We start from the raw sequence: 23,674 nt of genomic DNA on the forward strand, positions 1-23,674 counted from the left end.
ATTCGCACCTACAGGGTCTTAATGGTTAGATTTGGGGTGAAATCACCCTCACTCAGGTAGTGACTGCCGCTGATGACAACATAATCACCTTGAGCAAAATTACCGGTCACGCAGGCTTGGTACGCATCGATAGACTCAAGGTTTACCGATTCTTCATGCACGACTTCATCACGTACAACGTTGACGTGTAAGCTGGCTTTTTCACCAATCAGAGCAGAATATGGGAAACAGTGGCTAGACGCGTGCGGCGCAAACTGCGTATTGACCGTCACCGCTTTACCGTTGAAAAGTTCAGCAGATGCGGAATCAACATCTAACGTGACAGTGTAGGTTTGTTTTAATAGATGTTTCTTAGGTGCGATTTCACTCACCACCGCTTGATACGGTTGATCTGAGCCGTACCATGTTAGTGAAGCACTCTGACCTAGCGTGAAATCTTGGATCATATTTTCAGGTACATCGATATCGACTTCCCAGTTACCGTCTTGTTGCAGCGTAACGACCGAGAAACCCGGTGAGGTTTGCTCAAACTGCTCGACATTCACTTCACCGATAATGCCAGAGAACGGCGCGCGCAGCTCGGTATACCCCAACGCATCTTTTGCACGCTGGATATTCTTCTCGACCACTTTCACTGCCGATACACTGCGCTCGTAACTGCTGATTGCACGGTCTAAGTTCACGCTTGCAATCGCATCATCTGACGTCGCTTGCTTTACGCGCTTCAATTCGGCTTTCGCTAACTTGTAAGAAGATCTCGCTTCTAACATGCGCGCCTCAAGCTCATCGAGTGACACTTGATAATCATGTGGGTCCAAACGAGCAATGACTTGCCCACGCTCCACATAGTCGCCTTTGTTGACCAAGACGCTTGATACAGTACCCGGTACACGGAAAGAGAGTTCGGCGATCTCTTTTGCTTCAACAATCCCGCTGAATGATTTGTTTAGTGCGCGGTTGTCGCCATCAACTTCAATCACTTGGATTGGACGTGACGCAGTCGTTGAGTCTTCAAGAGGCTCTTGTGTTTGGTTACAACCAAACAAAGCGAGTGCAACGGTACTTAGCGCTGCTGTTTTTATAATGTGATTCATAAGATAGCTCCATAAGTTCGGCGCTATCTTATAATTGTACAGTGTTCAAATAATTACTCTTCTACATGAATCACTGTCATGAATACTATGACAATAAAATTTAACCTAAACGAGTTTGGGGATTTCTTCGATGAGCTTTTTGATCAGCAAGCGGCTAGCTTGGCTAAGCGTTTTAGGTTGTGGGTAGAGTAACCATCCAGGCTCTTGTGTTAGGGTCAATTCGGTAAGTATTTGCACTAACGCGCCACTTTCAAGCTCTTTGCGGATCAGCAATTTGGGAACAAAGCTAATACCACGGTCGAGCACCGTCGCGTTCTTTACAAAACCGATGTTATTGGAAATCAGTTTAGGGTGCAGTTCAACACTCTCTTCCTGAAACTGCCAAACATTGTCGACTTCACCACTCGGCCAGCGAGAACAAACAATATGATGATCTTTCAACTCTTGAACGGTTTTAGGTTCACCAAACGTTTTTAGATAATTTGGCGACGCGACGATACATTTATCCAACATCAATAGTTTGCGCGCGACTAAGTCAGAGTCAAAAAGCTCACCGCCATGAAAGGCGATGTCCAGCCCCTGTTTGAACATATCGGTGAATCCATTATTGATATTGCGAATATCGAGTTCAACATGAGGATACTTATCTTGGAAATTGAACAATATCGGCTGCACCAGTTCATAGGTTTCTGGTAATAGGCCGATTTTAATCTTGCCACGAACTTCGTTGTTTTTGTTGCTCACTTGCTCATTGGCAAAGTCCAAAAGATCAACGGCTTTTTGCAGGTTCTCAACATACCCTTCTCCGCTAGTCGTTAACGACAAGCTACGCGTTGTGCGATGGAACAATGGCGTACCCAGTGATTGTTCCAGCTCACCGATACGTCGACTTACGTTTGCCCGAGGGAGATCTAGCGCGTTTGCCGCCGCGGTAAAGCTTCCCAGTTCAACCACTTTCAAGAACAACTTGAGGTCATCTACTTTCATTTAATTATCAACCTGTAGATATAAGTTGGCATAAATGTGAACTATTCGTTTTGTTTTAGCAAGGTGACAGATCGATTGGTTTAGTGATTGATGAAAAATGATACAGCGCGACAATACGAACAATCTGATGTGCGTGTTAACTATTCGACGGACAGAGCAAGGGCAATAACAGACATTACGCCTGCTATGGTTAACCAAAGCTCATTGTGTATTCTGGTTGGTTGGTGTGCTCATCGGCTTGCTCACTAATCACTGTGAAGCCCTGAGACAAATAGAACTGGTAACTGGCGTGGTTTTGTTTGTAGACAGACAGCGTAAGCTGATCTCGTTGTTGCTTGGCATGGTCGAGCAATTGCTTACCAAACCCTTGCCCTTGACGCTCAGGCGACACGAATATCGCTGCCAAGTTACTTTCATAGAGCGCGTAAAAGCCAACAACTTCACCTCGATATTCAAACACATAAACATCAGAAGCAGGTAGATAGATTTCGCGCATGCTACCGAGTTGCGATTGCCAAAACTCTGCTGACACAAAGTCATGCGCTTTCACTGACGCGGTCAACCATATATTTAATACAGATTCAGTATCATTCTCGGTATAGTTTCTAATCATGGTTTCGCTCTGAATTACCTGTTGCCGTTAGGGTGTGTTGACTAGCTATAAAACACAGCCAACCAAACAGTAATCTCGCCTGGTGCAGTGCTCTGGACTTTGTGTTTGACGCCAGCGTTGATATTGATGTGGTCACCTTCGCAAAGCGTCACCGTTCGTCCATCCTCAAACTCTAAAACGCCTTGCCCTTTCAGTACCAAGACCCACTCATTTTCACGTTGGTCATACCAACCGACGTCAGGTGAACTATGACCATAAGAAAGAATCCGTTCTATACGAAGATTACCTGTAGAAACAATATCTTCAAATATCTCGTCGGGAAGTGATTCTGGCAGGTTAGCGTAGAGGTTCGTCAAAACGTCCTCCCTTGTAATTGACAAAAACGTACTCGTTTTATACCAAATATAACCTTAGGCAACCACCTAACAGTAAAAACGCAACGGCTACCCAAACGGCAGATGTCAGCGACAATATCCAAGTACGGCTGTACTTATAATTGAAAAAGTAGGCTGCAATTAAATCCCCGCATAAGGCGCTACACGCCAAGCAAATAAAAAGCCGCGTTCAGGTTGAAAGGCGGCTTTACAACTAGACTCGACAATTAACGAAATTGTGGCATGTAATCTAAATTAGCTTCGATGGTTTCTTGTAGCGCCTTGTCCAGAATTGTACCCGTAGTCACTAATGGATTTAGTATTAATGCCCGGTGTGCTGCATTTCGATCACCAGTTACTGCGGCTTCTACTGTCAACGACTCAAACTCTTTCATCAATTGAATCAAACGCAACGTGTCGGTTGGAAACGGTGCTACGCTAAGTGGCACTGGCCCGGCCTGAGTAATTATACAACTCACTTCTACCGTGCAATCATCTGGTAAACCGCTTATCGAACCGTTGTTGAGTGTATTGACATGCATAATAGTGCGTTTGTCATTGTATATAGAACTCATCAACTCACACGCTGCTTCTGAATAATATTGTCCGCCTCGTTTTTCTAGCTCTTGCGGCTTTTCATTCAGCTCTGGGTTGCGATAGATATCGAATAGACGCTTTTCCATCGCCTTCACCACTTCACCACGCGTACCTTCGCCATTCGCTTCTTCCATTTCCTGCTGCATAATATCTTCGCTGGTGTAGTAATAACGTAGGTATGCACAAGGGATCATCCCCATGTTGCGAAGCAGTTCCGAAGGCCACTCAAATGGCGGAATATTCTGTGGTACCAATGGGTCATTGCCGGACAAGATCTCTTCCACTACCTCTTGCAATTTATCGCGACCGTCATGCAAAATCTGACGCGCCCAAATAAAATGGTTAAGACCTGCCACCTGTAAGACAAAGTCTTTTTCATCCGCATTTAGCATCTCCGCGATACCTTTTTGCATGATCACCGGAACGTTACACAAGCCTACCGCTTTGACTTTCGTGTGTTTCAAGATAGCTTCTGTCACCATGCCAGACGGGTTAGTAAAGTTCAGCAACCAGGCGTCCGGACACAATTCTTCCATTTCTTTGCAAATCTCTAAGGCAATAGGAATCGTACGACATGCGTTTGCAAACCCACCAAGTCCATTCGTTTCTTGTCCTATCATTCCGTACTTAAGTGAAATTCTTTCATCACGAATACGTCCTTCAAGGCAACCCGCGCGGAACTGAGAACAAACAAAATCCGCACCTTCTAAGGCAGGCTTACGTTCCAGAGTGACATGGACATCAATATGGGACATGTTGTTTTTTGCCAACATTCGACGGGTTAAGTCACCGATGATGCTGACTTTTTCCGCACCATCTTCGATATCCACCAGCCAAAGCTCACTGATAGGCAACTCGTGATTACGTTTGATCAGGCCTTCAATAAGCTCCGGGGTATAGCTTGAGCCTGCACCAATGATAGTAATTTTTAGATTCTTGTTCATTGTGATGTTTCTCGTCATGGATAAGATAATTTGATTTAAAACCACCACCATAGACTTCACAAACGAAAGGAATCTTGCTATGCATTAGCTAGATTAATCTATAAAGAGTACCTCATGGACCGCACACAACAAATACTTGCTAACATGTATACTTTCTCCGTCGCAGGTAAATGCTTAAGTTTCACTAAAGCAGCGGAAGAATTGTTCATCACTCAGGGAGCGGTCAGCCAACGCATTAAATTGTTAGAGAAACAGCTTGGGTTTAGTTTGTTTGTTCGTATGACACGTAAACTCGAACTGACCAAAGAGGGTGAACGATTACTGCACGCTTTAAACCAATCATTTGACATGATTTTTTCTGAGCTGGAAGACATCAAATTTAATGAGTTGCGCGGAGAGTTATACATCGGCGCCGCACCAACGTTTGCACAACGCTGGCTTTTGCCAAAGCTGCCTGAGTTCCAAAGATTATATCCCAACCTGAATATCAAGCTTAGAGTAAAAGCGAGCAGACTCGACTTCCAACACGAACCCGTAGACGTCGCGATTTACTATAGCGGTAGCGAACATCCGGGCTTTTATCACCAAAGGTTGTTTGATGAAGTACTACTTCCTGTGTGTAGCCCTGAGTATTTCAAAGTCCATTTAGCCAGCAAAGATCAGATAGCAGACCAATTAGCTATCGCAACGTTTATCCATTGCACAGAATCTTTGGAAGCAAGTGAACCCAGTCAAGAATGGAAAATTTGGCTAGAAAACCAAAACAACGAAGGCTTAAAGTCACTCAATGTGATGAATAAGACCTACATTTTTAACCACGCCGACATGGCAATTATCGCCGCAAAAAATAACATGGGTATTGGCATCGCACGTGAGTCTTTGGTTAGAGACAGCCTCAACGCTGGCGAGTTAGTCGCCCCGTTTGAACCGGTCAAATCAGGACGAGGTTATGACTTAATTTGTCTTAATGGACAGCAACTCAGACCGAAAAATGCTGCGTTTATTGAATGGCTGAAAGAACAACTCACTCAGGACATACAGGCGATGAACGCTCATTAAACCGCATTGTCCAGATTAAAGTGCCCTATCACAAAAAAGAAGCGACAATAGCCGCTTCTTTTTGTTCAAGAGTTTTGTGAGCTTGTTTAGTCTTCTTGAGGCGCTTGATACGCCAAGGAGCCTGCTAGCTTCATCGCTTCGACACCTTTTTCGAATGAGATCATTGGCGTTATATGGAAATGACGCAATCCACCACCAGCCATTGCCGCCATGGAAAACGCTTTGATGTGCACGTGGTCTGGCATTTCAATCACCGCGATTGAATCATACTCACCAAACGAGATCCAACTGCCAATGAACTTACCGCCCATCTTTTCCACAATGGGAATCATACTGCTTAGACGATTCTCAGGATGTTTAACCAAACCCGCCATCGCTTCTGCAGTAAAGGCCACTTGAACCAAATAGGTTTCTAACGCCATCGCTTACTCCTTCTCTTTCAAACTAAGTTCAAAAGTGCCTGACATACTGTTACTGATGGTGCAAATGGCTTTCGCATCTTTCAGCAACTTCTGGGCAACCTCTACGTCTGGGTGAATATCGCGACTAAGTGCGATTTCGTAATGAGCGAAATGCGCCGGAAGTTCAGTACCTTTGTGGCCAATCACTTCAAACTGAAACGGTTCGATAGCAATCTTTTTACGCTTGGCAACCATCTGAAGCGACAACACCATGCATGACGCAATCGAATAGAGTAGTGTCATCGCTGGACTTTCCAATGATGGCGACGCGGTGAAATCGCTGTCAGCAGAAGCAAACACCAATGCGCCTTCATCATTAGCTTTAGCGAACACGGGTCCGTAACTGGCTGGTTTGACTTTGATTGTCATACAAATCCTCTAAAAAATCGCATTAGGCAAAATCAGCACCACACTTGGAACCAAGGTAATGATGCCGATAGCCAATAATAAAATGCCCCAATATGGGATGGTGGCTATCGCGGTACGTCCTAAACTGATTTCACCATTAGTAATTGCCGTTAGTACAGAAAGGTTGAGACCAACAGGCGGTGTAACCTGCCCGATTTCAATTAAGATGGTGATCATCACACCGACCCAAATCGGGTCAAAACCGAGCCCAGTTAGCAACGGAAAAACAATCGGTAGCGTCATCACCATCAAAGACAAACCATCGAAAACGCAGCCGAACATAACGTAAATCAAAACGATCAGCAGGAAGATACCGTACTTACCTAAACCGCTGTCGATCGCTGCTTCAAGAATCGCCTGCGGGACACCAAGAATGCTGACCGATTGGGATAAAATGGCTGCGCCAAGGACAATAAAACCGATCGAAGCGAACATCAACGCACTACGATAGACTGATTCACCTAGCCCTTTAAGCGTTAGATCCCCCCAGATAAAAGAAATCACAATCGCCACTGCCACACCAACGCCTGCTGCTTCCGTCGGGGTTGCTACACCAAACATAATGCTACCCATGATCGCCAGAATCAGCAGTAAAATCGGCCACACGCGCAGCATGCCATGTAAGATGAAACCTAAGCTGTAAGCGGTATTGTCTCGCGGAGCAATCGAAGGGTTGTTCACACTGCGCAAGAAGATATACAGCATAAACAGGGCACTGACCATCACACCCGGGACAATGCCTGCGGCGAACAGTCTGCCGATCGAGGTTTCCGTCAGTGCGCCGAAAATCAGCAATGACAAGCTTGGTGGGATCAGTAATCCCAACGTACCTGCGCCCGCTAAACTTCCGACGACGGCTTCTTTGTTGTATCCACGTTTACTCAGTTCTGGATACGCGACCGAGCCAATTGCTGCTGCGGTAGATAAGCTTGACCCACTGACCGCCCCAAACAAGGTACACACGGCGACGTTTGAATGTAACAAGCCGCCAGGGACTCGAGCGAAAATCGGCGTAAACGCTGCATAAGCTCGTTCACTGATACCGCTTCTTAGTAAGATTTCACCCAGCAAGATAAACATTGGCACAGCGCTAAGGGTAAACGAGTTGAAAATACCCCAAATGGTATCCACCGCCAGATAGGCAGAACCATAGTTAAAGAAGTGCAGCAGGATAAGACCAGTAAAACCGAGTGCAGCACCTAATGCGATGCCACTGCTTGCACTGGCGACTAATACAGAGACGAGGGTCGTCCAAAACATCTTAACGTTCCTCTAATTTGATAAAGCCGAGTAGCCTTGCGAAATAGATAATGCAGCACAGCGCCATCGATACCGGAACCACAGACATTAATGGATACAGCAGGATTCGCGCGGTTTCAGATTTAAGCTCTCGCTTAATCGCAAACTCCATCCACGGAATCGCTTCCCAAAGGATCCAGCCACAGAAACCGAGCCCAACTAAAAGGCCGAGCGTAGAAATCGCTTTCGCCAAAAATGGCGCGCGGGCTTTTATTGAATCAATTAGCAGCGTGACGCGAATGTGTTGCCCTTTGATTGTTGCCATCGGCAAGGCTAAGAACAGACTGGCGCTCATCAGCAAGCCGACCAACTCTTCTGCGAAAAACAGGGGCGCGTCAAAGAACTTACGCAAAACCACGCTCGCCACAATGACGACAAGAATCGCCACTAACGAGAGTGCAGACAGAATGGCAAGAAAAAGGGCTGAACGTTTCAGCCCTTTATCAATAAATGTTGAAACTAAACTCATATTGACATCAGCAACTATCGACCAAGCGCTTTTAGCACGCGCTCACGATATTCCGGCGCTTTGCCGCCAGCTTCTTTCGCTAGATCGCCCCATACTTCAGTGATCGCAGCGGTAAACTCTTGGCGGTCTTTTTCAGGGAAGTCATCCAGCCAAGTCACGCCGCCTTCAGCCAGTTTCGCTCGCGCATCAAGCTCTTTCTGGTGGTCGTCTTCGTAAGAGTTGGTGCGTTGCCATACCGCGTCGCCAGCTTCGGTTAACGCTTGCTGGTGCTCTTTTGACAACGAGTCCCATTTATCCTGAGACATACCAAGAATGTATGGACCTGACGCCATCGGGTATAGGTACGCAGCGTACTTCGAGACTTCTTGCAGCGACACTGTGTGAGCGTAAAGCGCTGGATAAACCGCGCAATCGACTACGCCAGTCTTCATTGCAACGTACATCTCTTCTTGAGGAATGATTTGCGCTGAAATACCAAGTCGACCAAAGGTATCTACTTGGTCTTTTGCCCAAACACGTAGCTTTTTACCACGTAGGTCGTCGAGTGAGTTAATTGGGTCTTCACGGCAGAAAATAGACGCTTCCAGCATAGGTAACGCGACATAACCTGTGATCGCCACGTCCCAATCAGAGAACTCTTCTTGGTAGATTTTCTTTACTTCAGGCAGCGCAGCGTTCAACTCTTCTACGGAACCAATCGTGCCCTGAACCATAACTGTACTTAAGCTTTCTGCATCACGACCTAAATAGTTCGCCCAAGCAAGGCTCATATCCACGGCGCCACGCGGTAGAAAGCGTAATACGTCGGTGTTTTTCAGGCCTAAAGAACCACCACTGAAGACTTTGATATCGATTTCGCCATTGGTTTTAGCTTTCACGTCCGCCGCAAACTGCTCGAGCTCTTTCGTCTCTGGGCGTGTTTCAGGCAGGAAGTTATTGAATCGCCACTCTTGAGCTTGAGCAACAGACATAGACAGCAAGCTTGCGCTTACTCCCCCGAGGATAAATTTGGTCAGATTTTTCACTTAGAACAGTTCCGTGTTGTTATTTTTTTCGACGCTTAACTATAAATTAATCTATCAATTGCTCATAAACCAATTGGTTATAATCTATAACTGCGATGCACCATAATTGTGCAGACAAAAATCCGCTGCAGTTAAGCATAGTCAATTTTCGAGCCTTCCCGCTTTGCGTGACGCCACAGTTTTGCCACCGAAATGAAAAAGCCATGGTGTTATTCCATGGCTTGACTGGCAATGAACTGTGGTTACCCCCACACCCCTTGTGTCGGCTCAACGTCACTCTGACGATAGTTCAGTGCTGGCGTTCTATCTTCTGAGAGCAGCAACGGGCCATCAATATCCACCCAACGCGCTTGCTGAGCTAACAACAGCGCTGGCGCCATCGCTAAAGACGTACCAATCATGCAACCGACCATAACTTCAAAACCCATCTCTTGCGCGTCTTTAAGTAGCGCTAAGGCTTCGGTCATACCACCAGTTTTATCCAACTTGATGTTCACTGCTTGATAGCGCCCTTTCAACGCTGCTAGAGAGCTGCGGTCGATACAAGATTCGTCGGCGGTGATCGGCAGTGCTGGCGTAATGGTTTCCAGCAAATGCTCTTCTTCGAACGACAACGGCTGCTCGACCATTTCCACGCCCAACTCGGCCAATGCAGGCAAGTAATCAACTAACTGGGCAAAGCTCCAACCTGTGTTGGCGTCGATAACAAGGCGTGTATTGGGCGCGGCTTCACGCACTGCGCGTACGCGCTCTAAATCACCATTTCGACCAAGCTTAAGTTTAAGGATTGGACGATGTTTTTGCGCTGCCGCCGCTTTCGCCATGTTCTCTGCGCTATCAAGAGACAAAGTAAACACGGTCGTCACGGGTTGTGGTTCGTGAGCAAAGCCCGCCATTTGCCAAGCGGGTTGTTGGCTTAGCTTGGCTTCCAGTTCAAACAATGCACAGTCAATAGCGTTGCGCGGCGCGGCGGACGGTAGCAAGTCACGCAGTTCTTCACGGCTAATGCCCGCTTCAACTGCGGCAACGGCCGATTGTACTGTCGCTAATACGTCATATGGATAGTCAGGTTCAAAGACATCCATGCGCTCACACTCTCCGCGCCCAACATAGCCGTCTTGTTCTATCTCAACCACCACCACTTCACCGTGTAGCATGGGTTCCATACGAGAAATGACAAACGGCTCATGCAGCGGCCATTTCTCGACACGCACACTCATTTTACGCATAGCACACCTCGGTAAGAGCATCGACGATTTTTGACACGCCAGTACGTACTGGGTCAACGACAGGGACACCAAATTGTTTCTCGATACGTGCGATCTCTGCCAGTGCTTCTTCTTCACTTAGATTGACCGTATTTAACGCAATGCCGCCCAAACGAATATCTGGATTGGTGACGCGTCCCATCGTTAAGTTGATATCGATGGTAGTTTGCAGATCAGGCACAGTGAAGCCTTCCATTTCATCCATCTGAGTGCGACCAGCTTCGTGGCACACGATAATCACGTCCGCTTGCGCGCCATGCAGTAGACCTAAGCTCACCCCCGCGTACGCTGGATGAAGCAGTGAACCTTGGCCTTCAATGATGTCCCAATGGTCAGGCGCGTTATCCGGAGACAATGTTTCAACCATGCCGGAAATAAAGTCCGACACGACCGCATCCACTGGCACACCGCTGCCTTCAATAAGAATGCCGGTCTGCCCTGTCGCACGAAATGTGGCTGGAATACCGCGCAGTTCCATCTCACGATGAATCGCCAAGGTTGTGAACATTTTACCGACGCAGCAGTCAGTTCCGACGCTAAGCAGGCGTTTACCACTGCGAGGAAGCCCAGTTCCGCAAACCATCGGACCTTGAGGTACTCGCACATCCAACAACTTTTGACCTGTACGCTGCGCTGCGGCAACCAGTTCAGGAATATCATTCAAGCGCATGTGCAAACCACTTGCGACATCTAGGCCAGCTTCCATCGCTTCAATCAGAATATCAACCCACGCCACTGGCAAGGTTCCACCAACCGGAGCCAGACCAAGAATAAAGGTTTTCGCCCCGCACGCTGCCGCTTCGCGCGGTGACATCTCTGCTAAGCCTAAATCGGCTTTTGCGCCTGGCAGTCGATATTGTGCCAGACATTTTTCTGGTCGCCAGTGCGCCACACCTTTGGCTACTTTTGCCATCAGAAGATCATTTGCATCGCCGAGAAACACCAAGTAAGGCGTTTTCAATTCAATCTTATTCATTATATTGATCCTTTTTTAAGTCAAACGAGCCCACAAGAGCTCGAGCTCCTGTTGCCAACAGGTTGTGGTTTGGGTTTAAAAACTAGCTTGCTGCGACCGCGACGGACTTAGCGCCCGGCGTTCGCTGGATTTGGTGACGGTATAAGTAACGCTCAACCTGACGCCAGGCCATGACGAACAACGTGGCGATCACTAGGTACATTGCCGCCGCCAAAAAGTAGGTCGAGATATCAAACGTTTGTGAGAATGCGCGACGGGTTTGTCCCATCAGATCCATCACGGTAATCACACTCGCTACCGCGCCCCCTTTAAGCATTAAAATGCATTCATTGCCCAGCGCCGGAAACGCGATTCGATATGCCAGTGGCAGAACAATATGACGGTAAAGCAGACTGTTTTTCATACCCATCGATTTCGCCGCTTCAATCTCACCTGCATCGACAGACTGAATCGCCCCGCGCAAGATCTCCGTCTGATACGCTAATGAGTTAAGGGTAAACACCAACAACGCGCAGTTCACTGGGTCACGGAAAAAGTGCCACAACCCCATATCCATCAACCAAGGGCGAAACTGACCAGAGCCGTAGTAGAGTAAAAACAATTGCGCAATCAGAGGTGTGCCACGAAAGAAAGAGATAAACAGTTGCACCGGCCAACGGTACACACGTGACGGCTGGATACGCAGTATCGACATCGGTAAAGCAAATAATGCCGCCAATGAGACCGAGATAAAGGTTATTTTTAGCGTCATCCAAGTACCGTCGAGCAACATTGGCGCCACTTTCGCAATAAAATCCGTCATTAGCTTCTCCTTAGCGACTCACACGAATGCCACGTTTCGAGTGTTGTTCCATTGCCGCTAGCAGTCTTTCACAGCACACACATACCGCCCAGTAGGCGAGACATACCGTTAGATAAAACAGAAACGGCTTTTTGGTCGCGCCCACAGCAATGTTGGCTGCGCGCATCAAATCATCTAGAGCAATCACCGATACCAAAGCGGTATCTTTGAGTAGGTTGATCCAAAGGTTACCTAACCCAGGTAGAGCTAAGCGCACCAATTGCGGACGTTCGATGAACCAAAATATCTGCAGGCGAGTCATCGCCAGCGAATACCCTGCTTCACGCTGGCCTTTGTCCATCGCTTTCCAAGCGCCGCGCAGAACCTCTGCGGCATAGCCGCTAAATACGAGGCCTAGAGCGATTACACCCGCGCCGAAGGGATTGAGTTCGAAAAAGCCATTACTTGGGTCAATCCACTTAAGCGTTTTGTTTATCAGGAGCCCGACGCCGTGATAGATGATGAACAACGTCAGCAGCTCAGGTAGGCCTCTCAATACTGTGGTATATACATTGGCAAACCAGCGATGGCTTTTACGAGCGCTAATTGACAGCCCGGCCACACCGGTGCCTAAAATCAATCCCACAGGTAACGCGCAAAGTGCCAACCCTATCGTCACCGCTAGACCTTTGAGTAGTTCATCACCCCAGCCGCTGTCACCCAGACTCAAATACGTCAGATAATCCATCGCGTTGCTCTCTCTTTTATCTACAACTTAGTGGCGACCATCGCCGCCACCATCAGCCAGCTTATTTCAGTGTCAGCAGGTTGATTGAGAAGAACTCGTCGTTGATTTTCTGATACGTGCCATCTTTGATGATGTTCGCCAACGCCTTATCGATGCGCTGACGCAGTTCTTGGTCTTCTTTACGCAGTGCAATTCCGACACCATCACCAACGTAAGTGCGGTCAGTGATCAGTTCACCGGCTTTTTCGCAGCACGCGCCGTCTTCAGAACTGAGCCAATCGGTCATTGGCATAATATCGCCGGCTTGCGCATCAATACGGCCGCTGACCAAATCAAGGTTCACTGCATCTTGAGTCGGATAGAGTCGAATTTCTGAGTCTGGATATTTTGCTAATAGGTATTCAGCCTGTGTCGTCGAGCCTTGTGCACCAATGATCATGCCTTTCATCGCTTCTGGCGACACGTCCTTAATGCCTGATTGCTTATCCACAACAAACGTCATCGCAGAGGCTTGATAAGGTTCACTGAACGCCACTTGTTGTTTACGCGCATCGGTAATAAACATCGATGCGAGAATCATGTCGTATTTGCCCGCTAATAGCGCAGGAATGATGCCGTCCCAGTCTTGCGCGACAAACTCGCACTCGACTTTCATCTCACTACACAACGCTTTGCCAATTTCGATATCGAACCCAGCCAACTGACCGTCAGCGGTGTAATAGTTAAATGGAGGATACGCGCCCTCGGTGCCAATTCTGATTGTTTCAGCTTGGACACTCGCCGAGGTAGCGACTGCAACTGAGGTAGCAAGCAAAGCGCCTAATAGTTTTCCTTTTGCCATCATGGATTCCCTTCTACTTTTGTTATGGTTTATTTCGGTTTATCGCTCGCCATGAAGACAACTCCCTTCTACCTCGGCAAACGATCACAAGGACACTATTGAGTATGTTAAAAATTGGTTAATATCCATAATGATGAATAAGTATGATATACATAGCCTGTCGCTATGGATAAAAGATTCAAGGAAAGAACTTCATGCTCAACGCCAAAGACCGCCTGCTGCGTAATCTTGATTGGAACTTGCTGTACACGTTTTTAACCATCGTCAATGAAGGTGGGATAAGTGCCGCTGCACGTAAGCTATCACTGAGCCAGCCGAGTGTGAGTAACGCACTCAAACGACTCGAAGAGCACGTCGATAAGCAACTCATCTTGCGTAAAAAAGGCGTCTTTTCTCTGACTCTGCACGGGATGCGAGTCTATGAATATGCGTCGTCAGCCAGCCGGATTATCGGCAATATGGCCGATCAATTTGTCGACCAAGCGGATAATATTCAAGGTGAACTCACGATAGAGATCGCCAGCCACCTGCAATGTCAGGCGTTTGATGCGACATTAGCGCAGTACCATTCGCTGTTTCCCAACGTGATTTTTAACGTCAACACACACCCAAGCGCAGATATTGTCAGCCATGTTGCCGATGGTCTATTGAGGATTGGGTTGAGTAATAAAAAGATCGCCAAAACCGGGATTCGTTGTGATTTTCTCGGCTACGAACAAATGGGCTTTTATTGCGGCCGAACGCATCCATATTTTGGACGCGATGACTTAACCCTCGAGGAGATTAAAGGCTTGCCGTATATCTCATTTGAGAGCGATCAGCCCGGTGAAGGATTGGATGCGATTGCACACTTTCGCGAGCAGCAGCAGTTTTGGGGCAAGTTGGTCGCGGTATCGTCCAACCTAGAAGAAGTACGCCGCATGATCATGGCTGGAATTGGATTTGGCGCGTTAACCGTAGAGAGTGCCAAACCTTACGTTGCACAAGGTATGCTGTGGCCTTTGCCACCCTATGAATCACTGCCAGTCACGGAGATGTATCTGGTAACACCTGAAACGGTCTCACTGAACAATATAGAAATTCAATTTGTCCGCTTGCTCAAACAACAGACTCAAGAGCTAGTGCGTGATGCATTGAATGCCATACAAAGCGCTCACCATCAACCGACAGGTGAATAAGATCACCAGACGAGAATGGAAAGCAACTAAAACCTAAATGGCATCTTTCCATTCAGAGGGGGAAACGCCAAACCATTTTTTAAAGGTTCGACTGAAAATGGCCAGTTCTGAGTAGCCCAACCTTAACGCCAACATTGTGACATTGACGTGGCGTTTCCCAAGCTCTTTCAACGCTTCTTTTTTTCTCACGTTTTCAAGAGTTTCCCGATAAGATGTACCTTGAACGCTTAGGAGTCGCTGTAACTTTTTAGGATGGAGCCCCATGCACTTAGCAATATTGTCTTTTGAGCAATCCCCTGTTGGGAGTAACGCTAAGATAGTTTGTTCAATACGCTCTATATTAGTAGTCTGAGCATTTACTGGCGCTTGTGAGGTCATTTCGTTATATAACCATTGATTAATCAATGATTCATCTAAGCGCGGTTTTAGCCTTAAAAAATGGCTTTGGAAACACAGCGAATCCTGTAATGCATTAAACTCAATGCGGCACCCAAAAAAATCTTCTACTTCATTTACGTCAAAGTTTACGACAGGTTGGCGCAAACAAACTTTATCAGCACGCCAAGTTGGACCGACAAGATCCTTTATTATCTGGTAAGCGGTTGACAATGTAATTAATACTTTTTGCGTTGATAAATCATATATTGTATTCGTACTACGCACAGTCAAAGCGCAACTATTTTGACTCGTTGTATCGATCATTAATTGGATGGCATCTGCATGCAAATAAATAAACTTTTGAGCGACGTTTAATGCATCAAGCAGTGTTGACTGCCTGGCCATATAAGTTCCCATGATACCTAACGTTTTAATACTTTGACTTTTACCTAGCCTCAACCCAAACAATGGATCCTGGCAATGAGTAACAGCCAATTCAATAGCCTTTAAATACGCATCATACTGAATAAAGTTATTGGGCTCGCGTAGCTGCGATTCAACAATCCCTGCTTGTGCAAGAAGGTCATTTGGATTGACTTGATAACTTCTGACTAATTCTGAATAACCATTTAAGCTGGCGGTACGTATATAACAGTTCATAACTCTTTCTATGGTGACTAAAGCTCTGCAAACGGTATGAATCTAATAATGGCGTACAGAGATATGAATCGACCATCGCCAAATACGTGACTCACACTAAACTCTTATCGAATTGATGTCCCAAAATGTCAATCGAGTGTACCAAATCGTCAAGATCACGACCACTAAAAGTGCAACATTAACCAAACAAATGTTTAACATTGCTATTACCGGAGGCAATATGAGTCAAATTTTTCAAGAGTCACCTCAAGTGACCGTACTCAATCGTGGCAATTATTCTGATTTAGACACTTGTTTGTCACTACAACGTCAGAGCTTTCTGACAGAGGGCCAAGAATCAAAGTCCGTGCGCAAAAATCATTTACTCAATCTGAAAAGAATGCTGAATGAAAATCGTACAGAGATTATCAATGCAATAAATAGCGATTACGGGAACCGCTCTTACCATGAAACTTTGTTAGCCGAAGTCATAACAGTAACGGACGATATTAATCAGAATATCAAGCACCTTAATAAGTGGATGAAAGTACAAAAGAGAAAAGTCGATAAATCTATGTACTTTGGTGCTAAAAATCGAGTCGTCCCTCAAGCTTTAGGTGTTGTCGGACTTATTATCCCTTGGAATTTCCCTCTCAATCTGAGTTTTGTCGGATTATCCGCCGCCTTTGCTGCAGGCAACCGAGCAATGGTTAAAATGTCTGAAAATTCCTATCATTTGTGTACTTTGCTTCAGCAACTTTCTCCAAAGTATTTTCCAAGAGAAAAATTGGCTTTCTTTACTGAAACAGGAAACGTCGGTGTAGAGTTCTCAAAACTACCTTTTGATCACTTGATGTTTACCGGCTCTGGAACAACGGGCCGAAAAGTGATGGCATCCGCTGCTTCAAACTTGACGCCAGTTACACTGGAATTAGGTGGTAAATCGCCAGCAATCATTGACCCAGAGTTCCCACTAAAAACTGCAGTCGAGAGAATAATGTTTGTTAAGCAATTTAACGCAGGACAAATATGCACCACCGTTGACTATGCGTTTGTTCATGAGGATCAGATAGATGGATTCGTAAATGAAGTTATGGCGTGGGTGAACAAACACTGCCCAAGTATTATGAGTGATGATTTCACGTCCATCATTGATGATAAATCGTTTGAGCGGTTGAATGAAACAATTAAAGACGCTGAGCAAAAAGGTGCTCAAATCATCAACGTAAACGATGAATCTCCCAATCAAGAAAAGAGAAAGTTTCCTATTTATCTCGTTTTAAATACGACTGATGAAATGATTATCAGCAAGCGAGAAACTTTTGGCCCAATTTTAATGGTCAAAACCTATAAAGAACCAGATGACGTGATTGAATATATCAATTCAAAAGACAAACCTTTGGCCATGTATCCATTTAGCAACAACAATCAATTAGTTGATCGCTATATAAACTCTATTCTGTCCGGCGGCGTTTCGGTCAACGACGCGTTATTTCATGTTGGTCAACACGACCTTCCTTTTGGTGGTATAGGCGCAAGCGGCATGGGCCATTACCACGGATATGAAGGTTTCCTCACTTTTTCAAAGCTGCGCCCAGTCTTTTATCAGGCTCGCTTTTCTAGCATGAAATTCCTTATGCCTCCATACGGAAACTTTGCAACAAAGACTTTGAATTTTCTTGCGAAATTAAAATCGTAGAATGTAAATGGAGACGATTATCATGGAAGATAATTATGATTTTGACCAAGTAATTATTGGGTCTGGATTTGGTGGTTCTGTCAGCGCACTAAGGTTGACGGAAAAAGGCCATCGAGTTTTGATACTTGAAAAAGGAAAACACCGCAAAGACAACGAATTTCCAGAAACCAACCTAGATAAGCCCAATTACCTATGGATGCCTAAGCTTGGATGGAAAGGCATACTTCAATTTTCGTATACGAGTAAAGCGACCATATTACATGGCGTAGGTGTCGGCGGCGGTAGCCAGGTATATGCTAATGTCCACTTAGTGCCAGACGATGAAGTGTTTCATTCACCATCTTGGAGCCGAATTCGTAATGACTGGAAAGAAGTATTAACACCATTTTACTCTCTCGCCCAAAGAATGTTAGGGACCACCCAAAATCCTTATACCAACATCGCAGATGAAACACTTCGTCAAGTAGCAATTGATATCGGCACAGAAGACTCTTACAAAACCGTCACTACTGGTGTGGTATTTCCACAAAGTGATGGTATCAAAGGCAAAGCGATACCTGATCCCTACTTCAATGGTGATGGACCAGAGCGTAAAACATGTAACTTATGTGGTAGCTGCTTAATAGGATGCCGAAACAACGCTAAAAACACATTGATGAAGAACTACCTCTACTTCGCGCAACGAAATGGGGCAGAAATTAGAGCCGAGTCTGAAGTACTAAAAATTGAACCTATCTCAGTTAACGGATGTAGTAACGGAAAGAACGGATACGTTATTACAGTTAAAGATACGTCTGGTACCTCCCCGAAAATTACTCAGATAAAAACCAGAGGCGTTGTTGTTTCGGCAGGTGTAATGGGCACAGTCCCGTTACTGCTAAGAATGCGAGACCAGCATAAAACGTTACCTAACATTTCGTCATTGCTCGGTCGGCAGGTTAGAACTAATTCAGAAACGTTGACTACTGCGAATGATATGGACGCAAATGTTAGCGAGGGTTTATCTATCAGTTCATTTATTTCGGTGGATAAAGTCACGAACATGGAGATTAACCGCTTTCGCGAAGGCGCTGATGGAACGTGGATGTATCTGCCTTATGTACCAATGGTTACTGGAACCGGCGTTGTACGCATTCTAAAACTGGTACGTAATTCCGTTCTTCATCCAATTAAGACATTTAAGGTATTAAACCCGAAAGGAAAAGCAGCTCGTTCTATCCTTTTTTTGGTGATGCAAACGTCAGATTCATTTATTCATTTCGAATGGCGACGTAAATGGTATCGTTTGTTCAAGAAAGACATTACCACCGTTCAGAATAAAGAAGATACTCCTTTAACAGTCTCGTTTCCGGCTGCAGAAAAAGCGACTCAACTATACGCCAAGAAACTCGGGGGAGAAGCCGGTTCTTCACTTTCGGAAATATTGACGGGTGCACCTATGACTGCCCACATTATGGGAGGAGTGGCGATTGGAAATAACGAATCAGAAGGTGTAGTGAATCAAAGCGGCGAAGTATTCGGATACGAAAATCTACGCGTTATTGACGCAACGATCATTCCTGGAAATTTAGGTGTTAACCCTTCATTAACGATCACTGCTCTTGCTGAGTTTGCAATGAGTCAGCTTCCAGTATTTAACAAAATGCGAGCAAAAAAAATAAAACCTATCCATTTTTCTCCGCCAGTAGAAGGACAGGTTTCTATATTAGCCAACTCTGACAGCATTATTAATGCTAACAATGCATAAAGTTTAATTTTCACTTAATTTAGAAACATAAGTGTGCAGATTTCAAAGAATAAAGAATATTACAAGCGAGCATTCCCATGGGTCTAATTTCAAATAATTCCATAGCAACACTAACTGACATTCAACACATCGAAAAAACACCATTTTCTGAACAAAATTTACCTGAAAGCACTTATAGTCTATTAAAAGAATCAGCACAGAAGTTTGGTGAGAAAACAGCGTTACGCTACCTTTCGAGAGGAACCTTGGATGAAGCAACTACCTGTTATAGCTATAAAACCTTATTTCATCGTGTAAACCAAACTGCAAACGCATTTATACAGCTGGGAGTGACTAAGCATGATGTTGTATCGATGATTATGCCTAATATTCCTGAAGCGCATTTTACAATGTGGGGGGCCGAAGCTGCCGGTATATTTAATCCAATTAATCCGCTACTTAACCCAGAGCACATTATTTCATTGCTTAATGAAGTGAACGCAAAAATATTAGTTACATTATCACCAGGATGTGACCAGGAATTATGGAATAAAATCACTCTAGTCAAAGATCGAATTCCTTCTCTGAAATACATTATTACAGTAGGTGACCCACATATCATCGATGAACATCTGGGTGAATCAATTCTCGATTTTATTTCATTAGTGACGCCACAAAATCCATACGCATTGAATAATGGGCGAGTCATAAAAAGACAAGACATTGCATCAATGTTCCATACGGGTGGCACTACAGATACACCTAAATTGGCTCCACACAGCCATGAGAATGAAATTGCCTGCTGCTTTCAAATCGTTATGGCAGGTGACTTACATAAAGAAAGCCGTTCATTCTGCGGACTGCCGTTGTTCCATGTAAATGCGGTGTTTGTAACTGGCCTTGCGTCTTGGCTAGTCGGAGGTGAGGTCATATTGGGCACGGCATCTGGTTTTCGCTCTCCACAAGTCATTGAAAACTTTTGGGGACTCGTAGAGAAATATCGTATTTCATTTTTTAGCTGTGTTCCCACGATACTCATGATACTCCTTGAGCAACCAACAACTGGGCATGATTTAACGTCATTAGATGTGGCGCTTTGTGGAGCTGCTCCTTTATCGACAAGCCTTATGGAAAGCTTTGAAGCTAAGACCGGAATTCGCCTATTAGAAGCTTATGGGCAAACGGAGGGAGCCGTTGGGACAACATGTAACCCAAAATATGGGCAAAGGAAAGTCGGTTCTGTTGGATTACCCTTACCCTACATGAACATTCGCATTGTTGAAGTAGATGATGAAGGAAACATTGTTCGTGAATGCGGCGTAAATGAAGTTGGCTGTGTAGCAATTTGCGGCCCAAACGTGTTCAGTGGGTACCATTTGGAAAAACACAACAAAGGTCTTTGGATCGACAAACAGTGGTTTAATAGTGGTGACCTCGGTCGATTAGATGAAGATGGCTATTTATGGTTAACAGGTCGAAGTAAAGACTTAATCATTAGAGGAGGACATAACATTGACCCACAAGTGATCGAAGATGCGTTCTACAAACACCCTGATGTTGCTCAGGTTGCTGCGATAGGCAAACCCGATAAGCGCGTAGGAGAGGTGCCGGCAGTATGTATACAACTTAAAAAAAGTGCAACTGGTGTCTCGATTGATACCTTACTTGATCATGGTGCGCAACATATTCATGAGTGCGCGGCTCGCCCTAAAGATATCTTTATCGTCGAACAAATCCCATTAACAGCTGTTGGAAAAGTATTCAAGCCAGAGCTAAGAGACTGGATGACGAAAAATGTCGTTGTCGAAGAGCTCACCAACGTATCGCTGAACTCATTTGATGTACACGTCGAGCAAGATAAGCAGTACGGACAGCTTGTCAGGGTCCAATGTCAGCCTGAGCAGAGCGAAACCGTACTCAGCGCATTGGAAAAATACGCTTTTAAGCTAAATGTCGACGTTCAACAAACGACGACTAACTAGAAAATACGCGAAGTGATCATAATAAAAGAAGGAATTTTTTATGTATAAAAACAAAAGCCCGTGGACTAGACGGGCTTTAGTATGGACAACAGTTTCTATCTTGGAATTAAATTATGGAGTGACAACACCAAACCACATATCAAATTTCTCGAACACGGACATCAGCTCACTAAACTCGGCTTGATCAGAGACGCTAAAGTTACCTGCTTTGATTTCATCCTGAAGCGTGAATTGTTTAGTCAGGATATTTTCGAACGCTTGACGAGTCATTGAAATTGTCAGGTCTGCATCATCAAACTGCTTGTCGGAGTATGATTTCAACACAGAGTTGCTTAGGTTCAGCGCATACTGACCGTCCCCTTTCACATTGATATTCACTTTAATATCTAATCCTTTCGCCGCTTCTGGGTTCACCGTTACACCTAAGTAATTCATGAATTGATCAAACGGCATATTCTTCGCAATTGCAGCCGTATCTACTGTTGCTGTTGGTGTAATACCCTGACGAAGCTCTTTCGCTCCCCCTAGGTAGTAGTTGCGCCAAGGGCCAGACTCCGCTTGATAACCAAGTTGTTCCATTGCATCAGCTTCAAGATAACGTGCATCCATATTCTCAGGATTTGAGAAAGTGACATTATTAAGTAAAGTCACTGCCCAACGATACTCACCTTTTTCAATCGCCGCTTTTGCTAACGCAATGACTTTATCCTCACCCCCTATCGCCTCAACGTACTTCGTACCTTGCTCAGTTGGTGTCAACGGATTGAGGTTAGCTGGATTACCGTCCCACCATGCGCCAAAGTAGAAATCGTAGGTCGCACGTGCATTGTGCGATACCGTGCCGTAGTAACCGCGGTTGTACCATTCTTTATTTAATGAATCTGGCAACTTAATCGTCGCTGAAATCTCGTTGGGTGTGTAACCCTTATTCGCCAAACGCAGTGTTTGATCGTGTACAAACTTATACATGTCACGCGTTTTTTCTAACTGGCTCGTGATTTTTTCTTTTCCAAAAGTTGGCCAGTGGTGCGATGCGATCATCGTATCGGCTTTGTCACCGTATGCTTGTAACGCTTCATCTACGTATTTTGCCCAGGAAGAAGCATCTCGTGTCTTAGCACCGCGTAATGTTGAGATATTATGAATGGTACGAGTCATGACTTCCGCGCCCATCAAGGTTTTGTACTGAGGGAGGTAGAACATGAATTCGGATGGAGCTTCTGATTCTTGAGCCATGACGACCTCAAGCTTAACACCATCAACTTCCATCTCTTGACCAGTAACATTCGCGATATGCGTTGGTTTAACAATACCTGAAGATCCCGTAGAGGTCGTCTTACCTAATCCACCGTCGACTTGACCGATACGACTCGCTTCTAACAAGTTTCCGTACATGTATGAAGCGCGACGTGACATGGTATTACCTGCCATAACATTCTCAGCAATTGAGCTTGAGAAGAAACCTTCTGGGGCAAGAATATCAACCTTTCCTGCATCGATATCAGCTTCACTAGTGATACCTAAAATGCCGCCGAAGTGGTCTACGTGCGAATGGGTAAAGATAACGCCTGTTACCGGTAAATCTTCCACGTTATCACGTAGTAATTTTAAACCGGCGGCAGCCGTCTCGGGAGAAATCAGAGGGTCAATAACAACCCAACCATCATTTCCACGGACAAATGACATCACCGAGAGGTCAAATCCACGAACCTGATAAATGCCATCTTTAACTTTGAACAAACCGTCAATATTATTTAGCTTCGCTTGACGCAATAGAGACGGATTAACAGTATCAAGGTTTTTATCTTTTTCCACGAAGTCGTATTTAGTGAAATCCCAGACCACTTTACCGTTCGCATCTTTGATGTTGTCCTCAGGCCAAGTCGCAATAAACCCACGTGACGCATCTTTAAAATCACTTTGGTTAGTGAAATCAAGATATTGCTTAAGTTGTTCGTTTTTCGTAATCGTAAAGCTTGAAGCTTCTTTAGGGGAGTTTGTGATTGAGGCAGCAAAACTAATTGCCGGAGAAAACGTGGCAAGAATTGCCAAAGATACGATCGAGTTTTGTAGTTTCATAGTTATCTCTCTTATTACAAGGCGAACGGTTATACGTGTCTCGGTAGAG

22 protein-coding genes are annotated in these 23,674 nt (G+C 45.3%); 5 read left to right on the forward strand and 17 right to left on the reverse strand.

The window, feature by feature from the left end:
* Window positions 1-8 precede the first annotated feature (8 nt).
* The 5 genes from HCZ42_RS01210 to HCZ42_RS01230 form a co-directional block, all read right to left on the reverse strand.
* Complete coding sequence (locus tag HCZ42_RS01210) at window positions 9-1,094, reverse strand: efflux RND transporter periplasmic adaptor subunit (protein ID WP_167418965.1); 1,086 nt, start codon at window positions 1,092-1,094, stop codon at window positions 9-11.
* Between the two features lie 105 nt (window positions 1,095-1,199).
* Window positions 1,200-2,081: a LysR family transcriptional regulator gene (locus HCZ42_RS01215; RefSeq protein ID WP_167418966.1), complete on the reverse strand. Its 882-nt coding sequence runs from the start codon at window positions 2,079-2,081 to the stop codon at window positions 1,200-1,202.
* Window positions 2,082-2,271: 190 nt separating this feature from the next.
* Complete coding sequence (locus tag HCZ42_RS01220) at window positions 2,272-2,694, reverse strand: N-acetyltransferase (RefSeq protein WP_167418967.1); 423 nt, start codon at window positions 2,692-2,694, stop codon at window positions 2,272-2,274.
* Between the two features lie 41 nt (window positions 2,695-2,735).
* Window positions 2,736-3,050, reverse strand: a complete 315-nt coding sequence (locus HCZ42_RS01225; RefSeq protein ID WP_167418968.1) for a cupin domain-containing protein — start codon at window positions 3,048-3,050, stop codon at window positions 2,736-2,738.
* 245 nt (window positions 3,051-3,295) lie between these two features.
* Window positions 3,296-4,609, reverse strand: a complete 1,314-nt coding sequence (locus tag HCZ42_RS01230; RefSeq protein WP_167418969.1) for a 6-phospho-beta-glucosidase — start codon at window positions 4,607-4,609, stop codon at window positions 3,296-3,298.
* Between the two features lie 114 nt (window positions 4,610-4,723).
* Between HCZ42_RS01230 and HCZ42_RS01235 the strand changes: the two genes are divergently transcribed.
* Window positions 4,724-5,668 carry a LysR substrate-binding domain-containing protein gene (locus tag HCZ42_RS01235; RefSeq protein WP_167418970.1) on the forward strand — a complete coding sequence of 315 codons (945 nt, stop codon included), beginning with the start codon at window positions 4,724-4,726 and terminating at the stop codon, window positions 5,666-5,668.
* Window positions 5,669-5,754: 86 nt separating this feature from the next.
* Here HCZ42_RS01235 and HCZ42_RS01240 read toward each other — a convergent pair whose 3' ends face one another.
* The 10 genes from HCZ42_RS01240 to HCZ42_RS01285 all read right to left on the reverse strand — a co-directional run bounded on the left by HCZ42_RS01240 (window position 5,755) and on the right by HCZ42_RS01285 (window position 13,944).
* Entirely contained in the window at window positions 5,755-6,090 is a 336-nt protein-coding gene (locus HCZ42_RS01240; RefSeq protein WP_053408101.1) for a GYD domain-containing protein, read from the reverse strand.
* Window positions 6,091-6,093: 3 nt separating this feature from the next.
* The gene (locus HCZ42_RS01245) at window positions 6,094-6,498 is read right to left on the reverse strand and encodes an OsmC family protein (RefSeq protein ID WP_167418971.1); all 405 of its coding nucleotides are present in this window, start codon (window positions 6,496-6,498) and stop codon (window positions 6,094-6,096) included.
* 9 nt (window positions 6,499-6,507) lie between these two features.
* Window positions 6,508-7,797, reverse strand: coding sequence for a TRAP transporter large permease (locus HCZ42_RS01250; RefSeq protein WP_167418972.1), 1,290 nt, complete (start codon window positions 7,795-7,797; stop codon window positions 6,508-6,510).
* A gap of 1 nt (window position 7,798) precedes the next feature.
* A complete protein-coding gene (locus HCZ42_RS01255; protein WP_167418973.1) occupies window positions 7,799-8,305 on the reverse strand; it encodes a TRAP transporter small permease in 507 nt (168 codons plus the stop codon).
* A gap of 14 nt (window positions 8,306-8,319) precedes the next feature.
* Window positions 8,320-9,330 carry a TRAP transporter substrate-binding protein DctP gene (gene dctP, locus HCZ42_RS01260; protein WP_217702277.1) on the reverse strand — a complete coding sequence of 337 codons (1,011 nt, stop codon included), beginning with the start codon at window positions 9,328-9,330 and terminating at the stop codon, window positions 8,320-8,322.
* 242 nt (window positions 9,331-9,572) lie between these two features.
* Window positions 9,573-10,559, reverse strand: a complete 987-nt coding sequence (dgcA, locus tag HCZ42_RS01265) for an N-acetyl-D-Glu racemase DgcA (RefSeq protein ID WP_167418974.1) — start codon at window positions 10,557-10,559, stop codon at window positions 9,573-9,575.
* Window positions 10,552-11,574, reverse strand: coding sequence for an N-acetyltransferase DgcN (gene dgcN, locus HCZ42_RS01270; protein ID WP_167418975.1), 1,023 nt, complete (start codon window positions 11,572-11,574; stop codon window positions 10,552-10,554). Before dgcN ends, dgcA begins: the two co-directional genes overlap by 8 nt.
* 82 nt (window positions 11,575-11,656) lie before the next feature.
* Window positions 11,657-12,376, reverse strand: a complete 720-nt coding sequence (locus HCZ42_RS01275; RefSeq protein ID WP_167418976.1) for an ABC transporter permease — start codon at window positions 12,374-12,376, stop codon at window positions 11,657-11,659.
* 10 nt (window positions 12,377-12,386) lie between these two features.
* Window positions 12,387-13,103 carry an ABC transporter permease gene (locus HCZ42_RS01280; protein ID WP_167418977.1) on the reverse strand — a complete coding sequence of 239 codons (717 nt, stop codon included), beginning with the start codon at window positions 13,101-13,103 and terminating at the stop codon, window positions 12,387-12,389.
* Window positions 13,104-13,164: 61 nt separating this feature from the next.
* The gene (locus tag HCZ42_RS01285; RefSeq protein WP_167418978.1) at window positions 13,165-13,944 is read right to left on the reverse strand and encodes an ABC transporter substrate-binding protein; all 780 of its coding nucleotides are present in this window, start codon (window positions 13,942-13,944) and stop codon (window positions 13,165-13,167) included.
* A gap of 194 nt (window positions 13,945-14,138) precedes the next feature.
* Here HCZ42_RS01285 and HCZ42_RS01290 point away from each other — a divergent pair, with 194 nt between their 5' ends.
* Window positions 14,139-15,122, forward strand: a complete 984-nt coding sequence (locus HCZ42_RS01290; protein ID WP_167418979.1) for a LysR family transcriptional regulator — start codon at window positions 14,139-14,141, stop codon at window positions 15,120-15,122.
* A gap of 33 nt (window positions 15,123-15,155) precedes the next feature.
* Here the strand turns inward: HCZ42_RS01290 and HCZ42_RS01295 are convergent, their stop codons facing one another.
* The gene (locus HCZ42_RS01295) at window positions 15,156-16,160 is read right to left on the reverse strand and encodes an AraC family transcriptional regulator (protein WP_167418980.1); all 1,005 of its coding nucleotides are present in this window, start codon (window positions 16,158-16,160) and stop codon (window positions 15,156-15,158) included.
* 220 nt (window positions 16,161-16,380) lie between these two features.
* Between HCZ42_RS01295 and HCZ42_RS01300 the strand changes: the two genes are divergently transcribed.
* The 3 genes from HCZ42_RS01300 (at window position 16,381) to HCZ42_RS01310 (ending at window position 21,546) form a co-directional block, all read left to right on the forward strand.
* Window positions 16,381-17,838 carry a coniferyl aldehyde dehydrogenase gene (locus tag HCZ42_RS01300; RefSeq protein WP_167418981.1) on the forward strand — a complete coding sequence of 486 codons (1,458 nt, stop codon included), beginning with the start codon at window positions 16,381-16,383 and terminating at the stop codon, window positions 17,836-17,838.
* Between the two features lie 22 nt (window positions 17,839-17,860).
* Window positions 17,861-19,585: a GMC oxidoreductase gene (locus tag HCZ42_RS01305; protein WP_217702278.1), complete on the forward strand. Its 1,725-nt coding sequence runs from the start codon at window positions 17,861-17,863 to the stop codon at window positions 19,583-19,585.
* 77 nt (window positions 19,586-19,662) lie between these two features.
* Window positions 19,663-21,546, forward strand: coding sequence for an acyl-CoA synthetase (locus tag HCZ42_RS01310; RefSeq protein WP_167418982.1), 1,884 nt, complete (start codon window positions 19,663-19,665; stop codon window positions 21,544-21,546).
* A gap of 111 nt (window positions 21,547-21,657) precedes the next feature.
* Here the strand turns inward: HCZ42_RS01310 and HCZ42_RS01315 are convergent, their stop codons facing one another.
* Window positions 21,658-23,625: an alkyl/aryl-sulfatase gene (locus HCZ42_RS01315; protein ID WP_167418983.1), complete on the reverse strand. Its 1,968-nt coding sequence runs from the start codon at window positions 23,623-23,625 to the stop codon at window positions 21,658-21,660.
* Between the last annotated feature and the right edge of the window lie 49 nt (window positions 23,626-23,674).

Origin of the sequence: Vibrio hepatarius (genome assembly GCF_011806575.1) — a bacterium.
Lineage (GTDB): Bacteria > Pseudomonadota > Gammaproteobacteria > Enterobacterales > Vibrionaceae > Vibrio > Vibrio hepatarius_A.

Excerpts from the sequence above, each read along its gene's own strand:
- HCZ42_RS01255 (WP_167418973.1), bottom strand. The coding sequence starts at position 8,305 with ATGAGTTTAGTTTCAACATTTATTGATAAAGGGCTGAAACGTTCAGCC.
- HCZ42_RS01220 (WP_167418967.1), bottom strand. The coding sequence starts at position 2,694 with ATGATTAGAAACTATACCGAGAATGATACTGAATCTGTATTAAATATA.
- HCZ42_RS01310 (WP_167418982.1), top strand. The coding sequence starts at position 19,663 with ATGGGTCTAATTTCAAATAATTCCATAGCAACACTAACTGACATTCAA.
- HCZ42_RS01240 (WP_053408101.1), bottom strand. The coding sequence starts at position 6,090 with ATGGCGTTAGAAACCTATTTGGTTCAAGTGGCCTTTACTGCAGAAGCG.
- HCZ42_RS01285 (WP_167418978.1), bottom strand. The coding sequence starts at position 13,944 with ATGGCAAAAGGAAAACTATTAGGCGCTTTGCTTGCTACCTCAGTTGCA.
- HCZ42_RS01250 (WP_167418972.1), bottom strand. The coding sequence starts at position 7,797 with ATGTTTTGGACGACCCTCGTCTCTGTATTAGTCGCCAGTGCAAGCAGT.
- HCZ42_RS01230 (WP_167418969.1), bottom strand. The coding sequence starts at position 4,609 with ATGAACAAGAATCTAAAAATTACTATCATTGGTGCAGGCTCAAGCTAT.
- HCZ42_RS01300 (WP_167418981.1), top strand. The coding sequence starts at position 16,381 with ATGAGTCAAATTTTTCAAGAGTCACCTCAAGTGACCGTACTCAATCGT.
- HCZ42_RS01280 (WP_167418977.1), bottom strand. The coding sequence starts at position 13,103 with ATGGATTATCTGACGTATTTGAGTCTGGGTGACAGCGGCTGGGGTGAT.
- dgcN (WP_167418975.1), bottom strand. The coding sequence starts at position 11,574 with ATGAATAAGATTGAATTGAAAACGCCTTACTTGGTGTTTCTCGGCGAT.
- dgcA (WP_167418974.1), bottom strand. The coding sequence starts at position 10,559 with ATGCGTAAAATGAGTGTGCGTGTCGAGAAATGGCCGCTGCATGAGCCG.
- HCZ42_RS01235 (WP_167418970.1), top strand. The coding sequence starts at position 4,724 with ATGGACCGCACACAACAAATACTTGCTAACATGTATACTTTCTCCGTC.
- HCZ42_RS01295 (WP_167418980.1), bottom strand. The coding sequence starts at position 16,160 with ATGAACTGTTATATACGTACCGCCAGCTTAAATGGTTATTCAGAATTA.
- HCZ42_RS01290 (WP_167418979.1), top strand. The coding sequence starts at position 14,139 with ATGCTCAACGCCAAAGACCGCCTGCTGCGTAATCTTGATTGGAACTTG.
- HCZ42_RS01245 (WP_167418971.1), bottom strand. The coding sequence starts at position 6,498 with ATGACAATCAAAGTCAAACCAGCCAGTTACGGACCCGTGTTCGCTAAA.
- HCZ42_RS01275 (WP_167418976.1), bottom strand. The coding sequence starts at position 12,376 with ATGACGGATTTTATTGCGAAAGTGGCGCCAATGTTGCTCGACGGTACT.
- HCZ42_RS01210 (WP_167418965.1), bottom strand. The coding sequence starts at position 1,094 with ATGAATCACATTATAAAAACAGCAGCGCTAAGTACCGTTGCACTCGCT.
- HCZ42_RS01215 (WP_167418966.1), bottom strand. The coding sequence starts at position 2,081 with ATGAAAGTAGATGACCTCAAGTTGTTCTTGAAAGTGGTTGAACTGGGA.
- HCZ42_RS01305 (WP_217702278.1), top strand. The coding sequence starts at position 17,861 with ATGGAAGATAATTATGATTTTGACCAAGTAATTATTGGGTCTGGATTT.
- HCZ42_RS01315 (WP_167418983.1), bottom strand. The coding sequence starts at position 23,625 with ATGAAACTACAAAACTCGATCGTATCTTTGGCAATTCTTGCCACGTTT.